Annotated in this window: 15 protein-coding genes; 8 read left to right on the top strand and 7 right to left on the bottom strand. The window is 34.6% G+C overall.

Going from position 1 to position 15,703, the window contains the following annotated elements; genetic code table 11:
• Positions 1–116 precede the first annotated feature (116 nt).
• The 7 genes from A9G07_RS00460 to fliR are packed head-to-tail and all read left to right on the top strand — an operon-like array spanning position 117 to position 4,205.
• Entirely contained in the window at positions 117–578 is a 462-nt protein-coding gene (locus A9G07_RS00460) for a flagellar basal body-associated FliL family protein (RefSeq protein ID WP_065733606.1), read from the top strand.
• 5 nt (positions 579–583) lie between these two features.
• Positions 584–1,615, top strand: coding sequence for a flagellar motor switch protein FliM (fliM, locus tag A9G07_RS00455; RefSeq protein WP_065733605.1), 1,032 nt, complete (start codon positions 584–586; stop codon positions 1,613–1,615).
• A 46-nt stretch (positions 1,616–1,661) separates the two neighbouring features.
• A complete protein-coding gene (gene fliN, locus A9G07_RS00450; RefSeq protein WP_370632649.1) occupies positions 1,662–1,976 on the top strand; it encodes a flagellar motor switch protein FliN in 315 nt (104 codons plus the stop codon).
• Between the two features lie 13 nt (positions 1,977–1,989).
• The gene (gene fliO, locus A9G07_RS00445; protein ID WP_065733604.1) at positions 1,990–2,367 is read left to right on the top strand and encodes a flagellar biosynthetic protein FliO; all 378 of its coding nucleotides are present in this window, start codon (positions 1,990–1,992) and stop codon (positions 2,365–2,367) included.
• A 1-nt stretch (position 2,368) separates the two neighbouring features.
• The gene (gene fliP, locus A9G07_RS00440) at positions 2,369–3,112 is read left to right on the top strand and encodes a flagellar type III secretion system pore protein FliP (protein ID WP_065733603.1); all 744 of its coding nucleotides are present in this window, start codon (positions 2,369–2,371) and stop codon (positions 3,110–3,112) included.
• A 14-nt stretch (positions 3,113–3,126) separates the two neighbouring features.
• Positions 3,127–3,396 (top strand): flagellar biosynthesis protein FliQ, encoded by a 270-nt coding sequence (gene fliQ, locus A9G07_RS00435; protein ID WP_065561876.1) that lies wholly within the window; start codon positions 3,127–3,129, stop codon positions 3,394–3,396.
• 5 nt (positions 3,397–3,401) lie between these two features.
• Positions 3,402–4,205 (top strand): flagellar biosynthetic protein FliR, encoded by an 804-nt coding sequence (fliR, locus tag A9G07_RS00430; RefSeq protein WP_065733602.1) that lies wholly within the window; start codon positions 3,402–3,404, stop codon positions 4,203–4,205.
• A gap of 154 nt (positions 4,206–4,359) precedes the next feature.
• Here fliR and A9G07_RS00425 read toward each other — a convergent pair whose 3' ends face one another.
• The 5 genes from A9G07_RS00425 to miaB all read right to left on the bottom strand — a co-directional run bounded on the left by A9G07_RS00425 (position 4,360) and on the right by miaB (position 11,146).
• Positions 4,360–5,541, bottom strand: coding sequence for a serine hydrolase (locus tag A9G07_RS00425; protein WP_065733601.1), 1,182 nt, complete (start codon positions 5,539–5,541; stop codon positions 4,360–4,362).
• Positions 5,542–5,555: 14 nt separating this feature from the next.
• On the bottom strand, positions 5,556–6,665 hold the full coding sequence (gene mrdB / locus A9G07_RS00420; protein WP_065733600.1) for a peptidoglycan glycosyltransferase MrdB: 1,110 nt from the start codon (positions 6,663–6,665) through the stop codon (positions 5,556–5,558).
• Complete coding sequence (mrdA, locus tag A9G07_RS00415) at positions 6,665–8,596, bottom strand: penicillin-binding protein 2 (RefSeq protein ID WP_065733599.1); 1,932 nt, start codon at positions 8,594–8,596, stop codon at positions 6,665–6,667. The genes mrdB and mrdA overlap by 1 nt, the downstream gene beginning before the upstream one ends.
• Positions 8,597–8,625: 29 nt before the next feature.
• On the bottom strand, positions 8,626–9,627 hold the full coding sequence (locus A9G07_RS00410) for a PhoH family protein (protein WP_081303306.1): 1,002 nt from the start codon (positions 9,625–9,627) through the stop codon (positions 8,626–8,628).
• A 91-nt stretch (positions 9,628–9,718) separates the two neighbouring features.
• A complete protein-coding gene (gene miaB / locus A9G07_RS00405; protein WP_065733598.1) occupies positions 9,719–11,146 on the bottom strand; it encodes a tRNA (N6-isopentenyl adenosine(37)-C2)-methylthiotransferase MiaB in 1,428 nt (475 codons plus the stop codon).
• Positions 11,147–11,412: 266 nt separating this feature from the next.
• Here miaB and A9G07_RS00400 point away from each other — a divergent pair, with 266 nt between their 5' ends.
• Positions 11,413–12,645 carry an N-acetylmuramoyl-L-alanine amidase gene (locus A9G07_RS00400; RefSeq protein WP_065733597.1) on the top strand — a complete coding sequence of 411 codons (1,233 nt, stop codon included), beginning with the start codon at positions 11,413–11,415 and terminating at the stop codon, positions 12,643–12,645.
• A 29-nt stretch (positions 12,646–12,674) separates the two neighbouring features.
• On the opposite strand, the gene rsmG is transcribed toward A9G07_RS00400, so the two are convergent.
• Positions 12,675–13,274 (bottom strand): 16S rRNA (guanine(527)-N(7))-methyltransferase RsmG, encoded by a 600-nt coding sequence (gene rsmG, locus A9G07_RS00395; RefSeq protein ID WP_065733596.1) that lies wholly within the window; start codon positions 13,272–13,274, stop codon positions 12,675–12,677.
• On the bottom strand, positions 13,252–15,144 hold the full coding sequence (gene mnmG / locus A9G07_RS00390; protein ID WP_065733595.1) for a tRNA uridine-5-carboxymethylaminomethyl(34) synthesis enzyme MnmG: 1,893 nt from the start codon (positions 15,142–15,144) through the stop codon (positions 13,252–13,254). Before mnmG ends, rsmG begins: the two co-directional genes overlap by 23 nt.
• Positions 15,145–15,703: the final 559 nt, after the last annotated feature.

Raw genomic sequence — 15,703 nt, 5'->3', positions numbered from 1 at the left:
GTCATATTTTTACTGCCTATTCTTCCAATTAATTCTTAAAGCATGATTTATTATTTTGGTAATTTTTGGCTATTTAAATAGACATTTCATTAAATTTCATTGAGACAATAATAAATATGCAAACTACCAAGAAAAAGATAAGTATTTTAAATCTAGTACTTATTTTAATTACCCTTTTAGCAACAGGTTTTGCTGCTTATTTATGGTTACAAAATTCTCCAAAAACGACGCCCCAGGTAGAACCAGAAGTGTTATCACCGGTTTTTTTAACACTAAAACCTTTCACGATTTCACTACCTCCATCTAAAGAAAATTTAGAAATCAATAAAATTCTATATGTTGGTATGGTATTACGCGTCGCTGATGAAGAACAAAAAACCGTTTTATTAGATTATCTTCCTGAAGTAAGAAGTGACGTACTTTTGTTAACTTCAAAACAGTATGTTAATAATTTAAAGAAAGAGTCAGGCAAACTTGAATTACAAGAGCAGATAAAAATGGCATTATCTCGCCAATATGATGCAAAACATTCAGTAAAAATTGATGAAGTTCTATTTACTGATTTCATTGTAAGGTAATTATCATGTCTGATAAGCTTCAACCTAATACCGATAAAAGTGAATCTTTGCATTCACAAAATAATTCAGCCAGTATAAAAAATGATGCTGAGCAAAATTATCATTTACAACAAAGTAAACGGACTGAAGTTAAGCCTTATGATATATCAGTTAAACATAGCTTTATCCCTGAAAGACTAACCGCGTTAGAGATTATTAATGAACGCTTTGCGCGTCAATTCAGAATTGGATTATTTAATTTATTACGTCGAAATACTGATGTTATAACCTCACCCATTGAACCCCAAACGTTTAAAGAGTTTTCACATGTTTCGGCAACCAATCATTTAAATTTAGTTCATCTTAACCCTTTGCGGGGAAGTTGCTTATTTTCATTTTCACCTGAATTAGTATTTATTGTTGTTGATACTCTTTTTGGTGGGGATGGCCATACTACTAATGTTGATACTGAAGGACGAGAGTTTACTCATACTGAACAAGAGATTATTCGACGAGTATTAGGTCTAGCATTAACTACTTATCAAAGTTCCTGGATTGACGTATACAACATTGAAACCGAATACATCCGTTCTGAAGTAGAAAGTAAATTTACCAACATTACCAGCTCACCTGACGATGTTGTGTTAGCTTCATCATTTTTAGTCGAAATTGGTAATTTTAAAGGAACATTTTGCATATGTATTCCTTATGCAATGGTTGAACCAATTAAAGAGCTATTAATTAAACCACCAATCGAAAACCAAACTCACCAAGATGATAACGTGTGGATGAGTTCTCTTACTAGTGGTATTAAACAATCAACTGTTGAATTAGTCGCAAACTTTACAAACATTCAAACAACTGTTGCCAAATTATTAGCTTTAAAAGTCAGTGATATTTTGGATATCGAAAAACCAACAAGCCTTGATGTCACCATTGGTGGTGTACCAGTATTAAAAGGTCATTATGGTAGCGTCAATAAACAATATGCAATCCAAGTAGATCAGATAAGCAATCCAGTTTTAGAACAATTGAATGAAGGAGTGTTCAATGAGTGATATACCAAGTGATGATAGCCAACTAAATATTAGTGATGAATCAGTAATGAAAGAAGCTATTTTCGAAACCCTTTCGCCACAACCAACAGATGTAAAAAAGCAAGATATTAACCTTATCCTAGATATTCCAGTTAATCTAAGCGTAGAACTTGGTCGAACTAAAATGGCCATTAAAGATCTTTTAAATTTAACTCAGGGTTCAGTTATAGCCTTAGACGGTTTAGCCGGTGAGCCTTTAGACATACTTATCAATGGTTACTTAATCGCCCAAGGTGAAATCGTTGTAGTTGGCGATAATTATGGAGTACGAATTACCGATATTATTACTCCATCTGAACGCGTTCGCAGATTAAGCCGTTAAAAATGAGATAACCATGACAGAATCACAAACTTTATCACCCATTCCAATAGAATCAAGCCTATATAGCCAGATCGGTATGGCATTTTTTTGTGTAATTGCTGTTATCTTATTTTTAGCATGGATAATAAAACGAATTGGTTGGAAAAAGTCTACGAAACAATTTATTGATGTTAAAGCAACTTATAATATAAGCGCTAAAGAGCGCATTCTTCTGGTTTATGTTGATCATCAATTACTGGTCGTTGGTATTACTGCACAACAAATGACATTACTGCATACCATAAATGAACAACGCACTGAAATGTTATTAGCTGAGCCCGCTGAGGTTGAGCAATTGTCAAAAAGTAATCTGTTTAATCAGATATTACAGTCTGTGTTAAACAAGAGGTAACATAGTGCGGTTAATACATATTATTTTGCTAAACGTACTGTTTTTTAGTCAATGTAGTTTTGCTGAATTATCACCATTAACAATTGTTTCTCAAACACCCTATCAAGAAGGACAAAGTTGGTCTTTACCAGTTGAAACCTTAGTCTTTTTAACTTTACTCACTTTTATCCCTATTATTCTACTACTAATGACGAGTTTTACTCGGATCATTATTGTATTAGGATTATTGCGAAGTGCACTTGGCACACAATCTGCACCACCTAATCAAGTGATAATAGGCATTGCGTTATTTATGACATTTTTTATCATGTCACCAACACTCGATAAAATATATCAAGAGGCGTATGTGCCTTATTCGAAACAACAAATCACCATGCAAGAAGGGTTAAATGAAGCAACAAAACCGCTTCGTGAATTTATGCTCTCTCAGACTCGTGAAAGCGATTTAGGGTTATTTGTAAATATGTCTCATACGAATGAAATTCAAACTCGTGAAGATATCCCACTACGAATTTTGGTGCCGGCTTTTATCGTTAGTGAACTCAAAACCGCTTTTCAAATTGGCTTTACACTGTTTATTCCTTTCTTAGTAATTGATTTAGTTGTCGCCAGTACCTTAATGGCGTTAGGGATGATGATGGTGCCACCCGCAACGGTATCTCTACCATTTAAAATTATGTTGTTTGTATTAGCTGATGGCTGGCACTTACTATTAGGTTCGTTAGCACAAAGTTTTTTTAGTTAAAGTAAAGGAATATAATGCCATCTGAATATATTAGCCATTTCGCCATACAAGCCATCAAGGTTGCAGCATCGCTTGCTGGTCCTTTATTAATAGCGGCACTGGTCACAGGATTAATCATCAGTTTACTACAAGCAGCAACCCAAATTAATGAGATGACTTTATCTTTCATCCCCAAAATTTTGGCTGTTATTCTAGTATTAATTATTTTAGGTCCATCAATGCTAACCACAATGATCGACTATATTCGCCTTGTCATCACTAGCATTCCCAACCTAACAAGTTAACCTTAATGGATTTAGCTATTGTCGATCTATTGAATATTGATTTTTTTGCTTGGGTTCAATCAAGTTTTCTCCCTTTTGTTCGTATTTTAGCTTTAATTATGGTCGCACCAATCACTGGCGAAAAAGAAGTACCAAACCGAGTAAAAATAGGTTTAGCAATACTTATTGTCATTGTGTTACCTTTACCAAAGTTAGACGACAACCTTACCCTTTATTCGTTAATGGGCATCTGGATTATTGCTCAGCAAATCATAATTGGCATCCTAATTGGTTTTGCAATACAACTTACCTTTATGACGGTTAGATTTTCGGGGGAGTTAATTAGTATGCAAATGGGATTAGGAATGGCGACTTTTTATGATCCTATCAGCGGACCTTCAACCTCGGTATTATCACGTTTAATTAATATTATTGCTATGTTGATATTTCTAAGTTTAGATGGTCATTTATGGTTACTTTACGGATTAGCTAACAGTTTTGATATCATTCCTATTACGGTCTATCCTTTAAAACAAAACGGCTATTTAGCCTTAATCGAAATAACGGGTCTATTATTTAATAACGGCATTATGTTGGCATTACCATTAATGACACTATTACTTATTATTAATCTGTCATTGGGCTTATTGAATAGATTTACACCGCAACTATCAATTTTTGTAGTCGGCTACCCGCTTACATTATTATGTGGGCTAACGATGTTATCGTATCTATTTTCTGCTTTACCATTGTTTGTCGAATCAATTTTAGAACAGATCTTTTCAACAATTTCTCGAATATTAATTTATCTTGCTGACGTATCTAATTAGCCAAATAAGCAACTATCTTTTTTCTAAAAAAAGTTGAGGAACGGGGTTTTTGAACGCCTAAATAGAGATAATTAACGCTTGATAAAATCAAATTTTGCTTAAAAGAAAAAACCGCTGCGTAAACAAAAGTCACACAGCGGTTATTAAGAAAAAATTAATTAAATAATTTATGGAATTGTAAACATATCCAATCCCAAATACCGCCGAAGAATCCGGTTTCCTCAATATTTTCAAGCGCAACTAAAGATTGTTCATTGATAACTTTATCATCCAATAAAAATTGAATTTTACCTACCGCTGTTCCTTTGGTTATTGGTGCATAAATATAATCATCAATGGTATATTGCACTTTAACATCTGCTGAACGACCTTTTGGCACTGTGATATAAGCGCCATTGATCGCACCTAATTTAACTTTATTTTCATCACCATACCAAATTGACTCAATCGCGAGTGGATCATTGGGTTTTACTGGATTTGCCGTTTCAAAGAATCTGAATCCCCACGTAAGTAATTTTTTACTTTCTTCTTCACGACCTTTAAATGTTCGACCACCCAATACCGCTGATATTAAACGCGTATTACCATCAACAGCAGAAGCAACAAGGTTATAACCGGCTGCATTAGTATGTCCAGTTTTAATGCCATCTACATTTAATGTAGTATCCCAAAGTAATCCATTACGATTCATTTGAGGTTTAGAAAGATTGTAGGTAAATTCTTTTTCTTTATAAATTGCATATTCTTTTGGTAAGTCACGGATTAAAGCCTGACCTAACAACGCCATATCTTTAGCTGTGGTATATTGACCTGGAGCATCGAGTCCGTGGACAGTTTCAAAATGAGTGTGTTGTAATCCAATTTTTTTCGCATATTCATTCATCAAATTAACGAAAGCACCTTGGCTACCTGCAACATGTTCAGCCATAGCAATACATGCATCGTTACCCGATTGAATAATGATACCTTTATTTAAATCAGAGACCGAAACAGTCTTACCGACTTCTAAAAACATTAATGATGAGCCTTTTAATACTGGGTTACCTGTTGCCCACGCATCTTTACTCACTAATACCATATCATCATTTTTAATTCGGCCTGATTCTAAGGCTTGACCAACAACATAACTTGTCATCATTTTAGTTAAACTTGCTGGATCACGTTGTTGTTCCGCATTATATTGCGCTAAAATTTCGCCAGATTTGGCATCCATTAAGATATACGCTTCAGCATCTAATTGTGGAATAGCCGGTATAGGAAAAGCCATTTCCGCGGAAGCAGAAGAACATATTGCGAGCACTAATAATCCAAAAGATAATTTAAATTTCTTTTTCATTTATAAAAATTCCGTTAAATGTTTTTAGATAACATATATCGATGAGTGTGAATAGACATCATAATGCCAAAACTTGCCATTAAAACGACTAATGATGAGCCACCATAACTTATTAGTGGTAATGGTACACCAACTACTGGCAATATTCCACTGACCATACCGATATTAATAAATACATAGACAAAAAAGACCAAAATTAAACCACCAGAAAGGATTCGGCCAAAAGTCGTTTGTGCTTGAGAGGCAATAATCAAACCTCTAATTATTAAGCATAAGAATAAGACCAGCAAAATAATCGAGCCAATAAAGCCAAATTCTTCTGCGATGACTGAAAAAATAAAATCAGTATGGCGTTCAGGTAGAAATTCTAACTGTGACTGGGTGCCTTCTAGCCAGCCTTTGCCCCATATTCCACCTGATCCAATTGCTGTTTTAGATTGAAGAATATGATAGCCGGTACCATTAGGGTCACGTTCAGGATTAATTAGCGTTAGTACTCGTTCACGTTGATAATCGTGCATTAAGTAGAACCACATAATCGGTACGAAAATAGCCAACAATATCAAAGCAACAAGAATAAATCGCCAATTAATGCCAGCCAAAAAGATAATAAAAATACCGGACATGACAATTAAAATAGCAGTTCCCAAATCGGGTTGCATTGCCACCAATAGTGTTGGCACACCGATGATAGCTAATGTTTGTAAGGTGGTTTTTAGTGGTGGAGGGCAACCATCACGATGAATAAATTTAGCCACCATTAAAGGAACAGCTATTTTAGCGATTTCTGACGGTTGAAAACGAATAACACCTAAATCTAACCAGCGTTGAGCACCTTTGCTGGTGTAACCAAAAATATCAACCAATAGCAATATAAAAATACAAACAATATAAAGATAAGGTGCCCACTGTTCATAACTTCTTGGTGAAAATTGTGCAAAGACAATCATCACAAAAAAACCAAGTAATATTTGGATCACTCTTTTTTGCATCATATCTACATCTTGGCCGCTAGCACTCCATAGAATATAAAGGCTATAACCAAGTAGTAAGGTGATAAATAAGCAAAAAAGCGGATCAATATGTATCTTTTGCCAAAAAGATTTCTTAATATTATTCATCATTAATCTTCATGTCCTGTATTAGGTGATTCATCGTTTAATTCCGTTGAGTTATCACCTTCAAGATAATAATCAAGTATCTTACGTGCGACTGCACCACCGTTGGAGCTTCCTCCTCCACCATTTTCCAGAACAATCGCTAAGGCTATTTTCGGTTTATCGTAAGGTGCGTAAGCAATAAATAAAGCATGATCGCGTAAATGTTCAGGTATTCTATGTGCGTTATAGGTTTCGTTTTCTTTTAAACCATAAACTTGAGCAGTACCTGATTTACCCGCGGCTTGATATTTAGCGCCTGCATAAACTTTACGCGCGGTGCCTCGAGCACCAAACATTACGCGGTGCATACCTTCTTTTGCTAATGCCCAATAGGCTGGATTAACGTCAACAAGACTATTTTTTTCAATATATTTTGACGGATCAATCAAAGGTTGATTTTGATTGGTATTGATAATGTCGCTCTTTTTATATAATAAAAAGTGTGGTGTATAGGTTTTACCATTATTAATTAGTGTAGTTAATGCTTTAGCCATTTGCATTGGCGTTGCTGTCCAATAACCTTGACCTATGCCAACAGGAATAGTGTCTCCTTGTAACCAAGATTTTTTATGGCGTTTTAATTTCCATTCACGACTTGGCATGACAGCTCGTGTCTCTTCACTAGGCGAGATATCAATGCCTGTTCGCTGGCCATAACCAAACTTAGTCATCCATAAATTTAAGCGATCTATACCCATATCATATGCAACTTGGTAAAAATAGGTATCTACTGATTCTTCTATCGCTCGTAATACATCGACATGGCCATGTCCCCATTTTAACCAGTCTCTATAACGTCTTTCAGTACCCGGTAATTGCCACCAACCCGGATCGTTAACCACACTTTTTGGTGAAACAACGCCTTCACTTAATGCTGCTATCGAAATAAATGGTTTAACAGTTGAAGCTGGGGGATAAGCACCGAGCAAGGCACGGTTAAATAGTGGTTTACTTGGATCATTAAGTAACTCACTATATTTCTTACTTGAAATACCACCTACAAAGTCGTTTGAATCATAACTTGGGCTTGATACCATTGCTAATATTTCACCATTATTTGGATTAATAGCAACAACAGAGGCTTTACGTCCAGCAAGCAGTGATTCAATATAGAGTTGTAATTTGAGGTTAATGGATAAATAGATATCTTCTCCCGCTTGTGGTGGATGTTGTTCAAGTAAGCGAACAATACGACCTCGGCTATTGACTTCAACCTTTTCGTTACCCGCCGTACCATGTAAAACATCTTCGTAATATCGTTCAATCCCCATTTTTCCAATATTAAAGGTAGCCACGTAATTGCTAGCTTTATTTTCTTCTTCTAAACGTTGCTTATCTTGACTGTTTATTTTAGATATATAACCAAGAATATGGGTAAGTGAAGCACCGTATGGATAATATCGATGTTGAATTTTTACAATCGATACAAAAGGGAATCGATGCTGATCAACAATAAACCGAGCAATTTGTTTTTCAGTTAAGTTTTCTTTAAGTGGTACAGGACGATGAGATCGATAATTTCGTCGCTCCTTTTGGAAATTTTCAATATCCTCATCAGTTAAATCAACAATCTTTTTTAATTGTTCAAATTGCTCATTAAGGTTTTTAGTTTTGTCAGGAACAATATTAAGTTGATAGGTAATATTATTTATCGCTAATGGCGTGCCATTACGATCATAAATCATACCGCGACTTGGAGGAATAGGGATAATTTCAATACGATTATTGTTCGATTTGGTGCTGTAATAACTAAAATTCGATATTTGCAAATCAGCTAAATTCGCTAATAATACAAAAATTAGTAGTATAATTACGACAAATGCAAACAGTGCTCTACGCAAAAATAAGTTTGTTTCTGCGGAGTGATCGCGAATATAGCCTTTTTTACCTGAAATAGAGATAATCTAACTCCTCTAAATTCTGTTTATAGATGTTCTTTTTGTTCCCATTTTTCATAAGCATTAACAATTCTAGCTACCACAGGATGGCGAACTACATCTTCACTCTTGAAAAAATTAAAACTAATATCATCAACTTCATTTAATACTTCTATTGCGTGACGTAACCCAGATTTTTGATGACGAGGTAAATCTATTTGGGTTATATCACCCGTTATTACCGCTTTAGAATTAAAACCAATGCGCGTTAAAAACATTTTCATTTGTTCTATCGTTGTGTTTTGGCTTTCATCGAGAATAATAAATGCATCATTGAGTGTACGCCCACGCATATAGGCTAATGGTGCAACTTCAATCACACTTTTTTCAATTAATTTTTCGACTTTTTCAAAACCAAGCATTTCAAATAAAGCATCGTAAAGCGGACGCAAATAAGGATCAACTTTTTGGCTTAAATCACCCGGTAAAAAACCTAATTTTTCACCAGCTTCAACAGCAGGGCGTGTTAATACAATTCTCCTAACTTGTTGTTTTTCAAGTGCATCAACTGCGGCAGCTACAGCTAAATAGGTTTTACCTGTACCAGCAGGCCCAATACCGAATGAGATATCATAATCTAATACATGAGCAATATATTGTGCTTGATTAGGCGTGCGCGGTTTTATTACTCCTCGCTTGGTCTTTATCATCACTTGTTTGCTACCATGCAAATCAACATAACTAGGTGCGTGTTCATTAGCTTTTTCTAACGCACCTGATTCTTTAATAGCTAAATGTATCTGCTCTGGTTCTATATCGACAATACTGTCTTTTACTTTAGTTTGTTTATACAGCGATTGCAAAATCTCAGTTGCCGCTTTTGCACAAATTGTATCGCCAGTAATAGCAAATTGATTACCCCGATGGTTTATTTCTAATCCTAATCGTCGTTCAAGTTGTTTGATATTGTCATCATAAGGACCACAAAGACTATTAAGCCGCTGATTATCTGCTGGTTCAAGCATTGTTTCATATGTCGTAATATTCAAAGATATGTCCCCAAATCGTTTATTTTAATCACGTTCTTTTGAGCCAAAATTTATCAACATTTTATATATTTTTATTTCAATCATTATTTAATTATGGTTGATAGATAGCCACACCTAAATCGTTTTCTTTGCGGGTACGAGAAATGACCGATATTGGTGATTCACTCACACGTAAATTCATCTGATCCTCTGTTTTTACTACTTTACCACGCAATGAGTTAGGATAAACATCGGTAATTTCAACATCAACAAATTTACCAATCATATCCGGACTACCTTCAAAATTAACAATACGATTATTTTCTGTTCGTCCAGTTAATTCCATAAGATCTTTTTTAGAGGGGCCTTCAACTAAAATACGTTGCACAGTATTTAACATGCGACGACTAAATTGCATTGCTTGTTGATTGATTCGTTCTTGGAGAATATAGAGCCTTTGTTTTTTCTCTTCTTCAGAAACGTTATCTTCCATTTCAGCAGCAGGTGTACCTGGTCGTGCTGAATAGACAAAGCTATAACTTAAATCAAAATTAACATCAGCAATGAGTTTCATGGTTTGTTCAAAATCTTCTTGGGTTTCACCAGGGAATCCAACAATAAAGTCTGAACTAATTTGAATGTCAGGACGAACTTTGCGTAATTTGCGAATGATTGATTTATATTCAATTGCTGTATGAGTTCGTTTCATTAAATTTAACACTCGGTCAGAACCACTTTGTACCGGCAAATGTAAAAAGTTAACTAATTCTGGCGTATCACGATATACATCAATAATATCATCAGTAAATTCAATTGGATGGCTGGTTGTAAAGCGAATACGATCAATACCATCAATAGCAGCAACTAAGCGTAGTAGTTCAGCGAAAGAACAAATATCACCATCGAAAGTTGGTCCTCGATAAGCATTTACATTTTGACCCAGTAAATTAACTTCGCGTACACCTTGTTCAGCAAGTTGAGCTATTTCATAAATTACATCATCACAAGGTCGGCTCACCTCTTCACCACGGGTGTAAGGTACCACACAATAAGTACAGTATTTATTACATCCTTCCATAATTGAAACAAAAGCTGTTGGACCTTCACTGCGAGGTTCGGGTAAACGGTCAAATTTTTCAATTTCAGGAAAACTAACATCAACCACATGATGACCATTACCACTACGAATTTGTTCAATCATCTCGGGTAAACGATGAAACGTTTGTGGTCCAAAAATAATATCAACAAAAGGAGCACGCTTACGGATATGTGCACCTTCTTGTGATGCTACGCAACCACCTACACCAATGATGATATCAGGGTTATGTTGTTTTAAATTTTTCCAACGGCCTAGTTGATGAAAGACTTTTTCTTGGGCTTTTTCTCGAATAGAGCAAGTATTTAATAGTAAAATATCTGCTTCTTCGGCATTTTCTGTTAAAGTTAAACCATGGGTGGATTCAAGGAGATCTGCCATTTTTGTTGAATCATATTCATTCATTTGGCAACCCCAAGTTTTGATATGTAATTTTTTGCTCATCAATAACTCAGCTATATTTAATTGTTAAAATGAAAACGGGTTTAAATCCGTGATTTTAGCGTGCCATATTGTAATCCTTTGTGATTGTAGGGTCTATAATTAATATAAAAAACTATATTTATATGCTTTATTTGAAAAATAATGTCTAATTAGTAATTAATCTATCGAAAAAACAACTGATTATGATAATCATTCTTTTTAATATCGTTTTATTTTATGCTATTATTCTTGGCCTATTAATATTACTAATATAAAAGTGTCTAGGTATGTCAAAAACTTTTAGTCCAACAAAGCGCTTTTTGATCAAAGGCATTATTGCTACTTGTTTATTATCTGTTACACGAGTTGGCTTTGCTGCGGCAATGGCTCAAGTTGTTGCTGTGCGTGTTTGGCCTTCATCAACCTATACACGAATAACGTTAGAATCAAACGTTAAGCTTAATTATAAAAGCGCACAATTATATAACCCTGATCGTATGGTGATTGATATTGATAATCTCAATTTAAATCCAATATTAAAAACCGTTTCGACAAAAGTTTTAAGCCGTGATCCTTTTATTAAATCTATACGTGCATTACAGTTAGATCCTAAAACTGTACGTATTATGATCGAATTAAAACAGGGTATTGATCCTAATACGTTTACATTACCACCCATTGCTGAATTTAAACATCGATTAGTCGTTGATCTTTATCCGTCTAAACCGGCTACAGCTAATGATGATCCTTTACTTGCGCTTTTAGAAGAGTATCAAAAAGGGGATCTAAATAAAAAACAAGCGCAAATAAAATCACCAACGAATAAAAATAAAAACTCGCCTATTATTGTTATGCTTGATCCTGGTCATGGTGGTGAGGATCCTGGTGCGATTGGCTATAAAAGAACACGAGAAAAAGACATTGTTTTGCAAATTGCCAGACGGGCATATAGTTTGCTAAAAAAAGAACCCAATATAAAAGTTTATATGACTCGTAATGAAGATGTTTTTATTCCATTAAAAGTTCGAGTGGCAAAGGCAAGATCTTTACATGCAGATCTATTTGTTTCTATCCATGCTGATGCTTTTGCTAGTCGATCTGTTAGAGGTTCATCTGTGTTTGCTTTATCAACACGTGGCGCTAGTAGTTCTGCTGCAAGTTATTTAGCCCAAACTCAAAATGATGCAGACCAAATAGGTGGGGTTAGCCGAAGTGGTGATAAATATTTAGATAACACTATTTTAGATTTAGTACAAAAAACAACCCTTTCTAATGGTGTATTATTAGGAAGTGCTATTTTAAATCGAATGAAAAATGTGAATAAATTACATAAACCATCGATAGAAAAAGCAGGTTTTGCAGTGTTAAAAGCGCCAGATATTCCATCAGTTTTAGTTGAAACAGCCTTTATTAGTAATATAGCTGAAGAGCAAAAACTTAAAACAGCAGCCTTCCAAAATCAGGTTTCTAAAGCCATAGTTGATGGTATTAAGGATTATTTGAAAAGACGTAAAAATTGATCTAAAAAGTGATTAGATCAATTTGTTTTTTATTCAATGATCATTAATCGTCTTTCAGCATTCAATTCAGGTATAGTAAGTTTTATATCTTGTTTCAGTGTAAATCCTTCAGGGATAGGATCAAGATCACTGCCTTTTAACGCATAAAATAATCCTTGTTCATTAGGAAGATGTTTACACCAGGTTAACATATCTTGTAAAGAAGCAAATGCTCGACTTATTACCCCATCGAATTTTTTTTGATTATATTCTTCAATACGGCTTTGAATTGGTTGAATATTTGCTAGCTTTAATTCAAATTGAACTTGTTTTAAAAAACGGATCCTTTTACCTAAACTGTCAACGAGATCAAATTGTTTGTCTGGATTGATAATTGCTAAAGGAATCCCTGGTAATCCAGGGCCTGTACCTACATCAATAAACGTGCTACCAACTAAATAAGGTGAAACAACTAAGCTATCCATAATATGTTTTATTAACATTTCATTAGGATCACGCACCGCTGTTAGGTTGTAAGCTTTATTCCATTTATTAAGCATTTCAACGTAATTGATCAGTTGATCAATTTGCTGACAATTGATTGGAAGATCCGCTTGATCAATAAGATTAATGAGTTTCTTTTTTAACATAGTTCTTCTTTTTTAAATAAACTAATAACATTGAAATTGCAGCTGGTGTAATACCTGAAATACGTGAAGCTTGACCAATTGAAACCGGCTTATGTTGTTTTAATTTAGCAACAACTTCGTTAGATAGCCCTGATATTTCAGCATAATCTATATGCTCAGGTATGAGAGTTTCCTCATTTCGTTTTTGTCTTTCTATTTCTTCAATTTGTAGTTTTATATAGCCGTCATACTTAACTTGAATTTCAACTTGTTCTGCTGCTTGATCATCACTTAGCCCTGGTGCAAATAAAGACAGGGATTGTAGAGTTTTGTAGCTCATTTCAGGGCGTTTAAGCAGCTCTTCTCCATTGGCTTCTTTGGTAAGGTTAGCGCTTAATACCGCATTAACTTCATCAATTGTTTCAATGTGAGGATGAACCCAAATGTCACGAAGACGTGCTCTTTCTTGTTCAATAGCTTCAAATTTTTCGTTAAAACGTTGCCAACGGTAATCATCAACCATTCCAAGTTGTCGTCCAATTTCTGTTAAACGAATATCTGCATTATCTTCACGTAACATTAAGCGATATTCAGCTCGTGAAGTAAACATACGATAAGGTTCATTAGTACCTAAAGTACAAAGATCATCAACCAAAACCCCTAAATAAGCTTGATCACGCGTTGGATACCATTGATCTTGATCATAAACAAAACGAGCTGCATTTAATCCTGCCAGCATACCTTGAGCAGCGGCTTCTTCATAACCTGTAGTACCATTGATCTGTCCTGCTAAAAACAAGCCTTTGATCACTTTACTTTCAAGAGTTGGTTTGAGATCACGAGGATCAAAGTAATCATATTCAATCGCATAACCTGGTCTGACTATATTGGCATTTTCCAGTCCTTTCATACTGCGAACAAAAGCTAATTGTGTGTCAAAAGGTAAACTTGTTGATATTCCATTTGGATAAATTTCATTACTGTCTAAACCTTCCGGTTCTAAATAGATCTGGTGCGAGTTACGATCAGCAAAACGCATTATTTTATCTTCGATTGATGGACAATATCGTGGACCTACACCTTCAATAACACCTGTATACATAGGGCTACGATCTAAGCTGTTTCGAATAATATCATGTGTGGTTTCATTAGTACTTGTTATATAACAAGGAATTTGTTTAGGATGCTGTTTAGCATCACCTAAAAATGAAAATACAGGCACAGGATCATCACCGTATTGTGTACCTAATTTAGAAAAATCTATGGTTCTAGCATCGATACGAGGCGGCGTTCCTGTTTTTAAACGACCCATTCTAAATGGATATTGATGCAACGATTTGGAAAGACCTATCGAAGCAGGATCACCCGTTCTACCGCCACTATAATTATCAAGTCCTATATGGATTTTGCCATCTAAGAAAGTGCCAGTAGTTAATACAACAGATCTTGCTTTAAATGAAACACCCATTTGTGTAACCACCCCCGTGATCTGATCGTTTTCAATGATCACGTCTTCAACTGATTGTTGAAATAACATTAAGTTTTCTTGGTTTTCAAGGGTTGTTCGTATTACTTTACGATACAAAGATCGATCCGCTTGAGCTCGTGTTGCTCTTACAGCAGGACCTTTGCTGCTGTTTAAGATCCTAAATTGGATCCCAGAAAGATCAATAGCATGTGCCATTAATCCACCCATTGCATCAATTTCTTTTACTAAATGTCCCTTACCAACACCACCAATAGCAGGGTTACATGACATTTGTCCTAACGTATTGATATTATGGGTTAAAAGTAATGTTTTTCGGCCCATTCTTGCTGATGCCATTGCTGCTTCTGTTCCGGCATGGCCACCACCAACGACGATGACATCAAAAAGATCTGGATAAAACATATAAAGCCTCGTTTTTTATTTTACAGATAGATGATCATTATTTTGATCAGGTGATTTGGTTTTATTTAGCGTAAGGAATTTTACTCATCTTTTTTATTACGTCAAATGATCTATTTTGATCATCATTTAAATTAAATAAGATCTTTTTGTGATCTTTTTTATTTTTACTATTATTAGTTTGGATCATTTTTGTTGATAACTCTTTTTTATGATTATTTTATAGGATCTTAATGATCGTCTAATGCTGTTAATTGATCGGATCTTTTTTTAGTTAATCCTGTTTATAACTCTTATTTTTATCCACAACCTTTTTTACTTTTAAGGTTATTAATATGATTATAACAGCTTATATAGTGGGTTTATCACAGAGTTATCCACAAAAAATAAATTTGTTTGCTTAAATTTTATCTTTTATTGTCTATAATTTAATCTTAATTATTTAGATCATTCTGGTTAAAAAAGTTATACATCTTAAATATTATGATCAATAAAAATGTAATTATGAGTTTTAATGATCATTATAAAGTTCGAAATATGATCTTTGATCATACTTAGCGAC

Source organism: Gilliamella sp. wkB72 (genome assembly GCF_001693745.1).
Classification (GTDB): domain Bacteria; phylum Pseudomonadota; class Gammaproteobacteria; order Enterobacterales; family Orbaceae; genus Gilliamella; species Gilliamella apicola_E.
The sequence above is the reverse complement of the archived record's forward strand: the minus strand, read 5'-3'. Positions and strand labels throughout refer to the sequence as shown.

Excerpts from the sequence above, each read along its gene's own strand:
- miaB (WP_065733598.1), bottom strand. The coding sequence starts at position 11,146 with ATGAGCAAAAAATTACATATCAAAACTTGGGGTTGCCAAATGAATGAA.
- A9G07_RS00400 (WP_065733597.1), top strand. The coding sequence starts at position 11,413 with ATGTCAAAAACTTTTAGTCCAACAAAGCGCTTTTTGATCAAAGGCATT.
- A9G07_RS00460 (WP_065733606.1), top strand. The coding sequence starts at position 117 with ATGCAAACTACCAAGAAAAAGATAAGTATTTTAAATCTAGTACTTATT.
- fliM (WP_065733605.1), top strand. The coding sequence starts at position 584 with ATGTCTGATAAGCTTCAACCTAATACCGATAAAAGTGAATCTTTGCAT.
- fliO (WP_065733604.1), top strand. The coding sequence starts at position 1,990 with ATGACAGAATCACAAACTTTATCACCCATTCCAATAGAATCAAGCCTA.
- mnmG (WP_065733595.1), bottom strand. The coding sequence starts at position 15,144 with ATGTTTTATCCAGATCTTTTTGATGTCATCGTCGTTGGTGGTGGCCAT.
- A9G07_RS00425 (WP_065733601.1), bottom strand. The coding sequence starts at position 5,541 with ATGAAAAAGAAATTTAAATTATCTTTTGGATTATTAGTGCTCGCAATA.
- fliQ (WP_065561876.1), top strand. The coding sequence starts at position 3,127 with ATGCCATCTGAATATATTAGCCATTTCGCCATACAAGCCATCAAGGTT.
- fliR (WP_065733602.1), top strand. The coding sequence starts at position 3,402 with ATGGATTTAGCTATTGTCGATCTATTGAATATTGATTTTTTTGCTTGG.
- rsmG (WP_065733596.1), bottom strand. The coding sequence starts at position 13,274 with ATGTTAAAAAAGAAACTCATTAATCTTATTGATCAAGCGGATCTTCCA.
- mrdB (WP_065733600.1), bottom strand. The coding sequence starts at position 6,665 with ATGATGAATAATATTAAGAAATCTTTTTGGCAAAAGATACATATTGAT.
- fliN (WP_370632649.1), top strand. The coding sequence starts at position 1,662 with ATGAAAGAAGCTATTTTCGAAACCCTTTCGCCACAACCAACAGATGTA.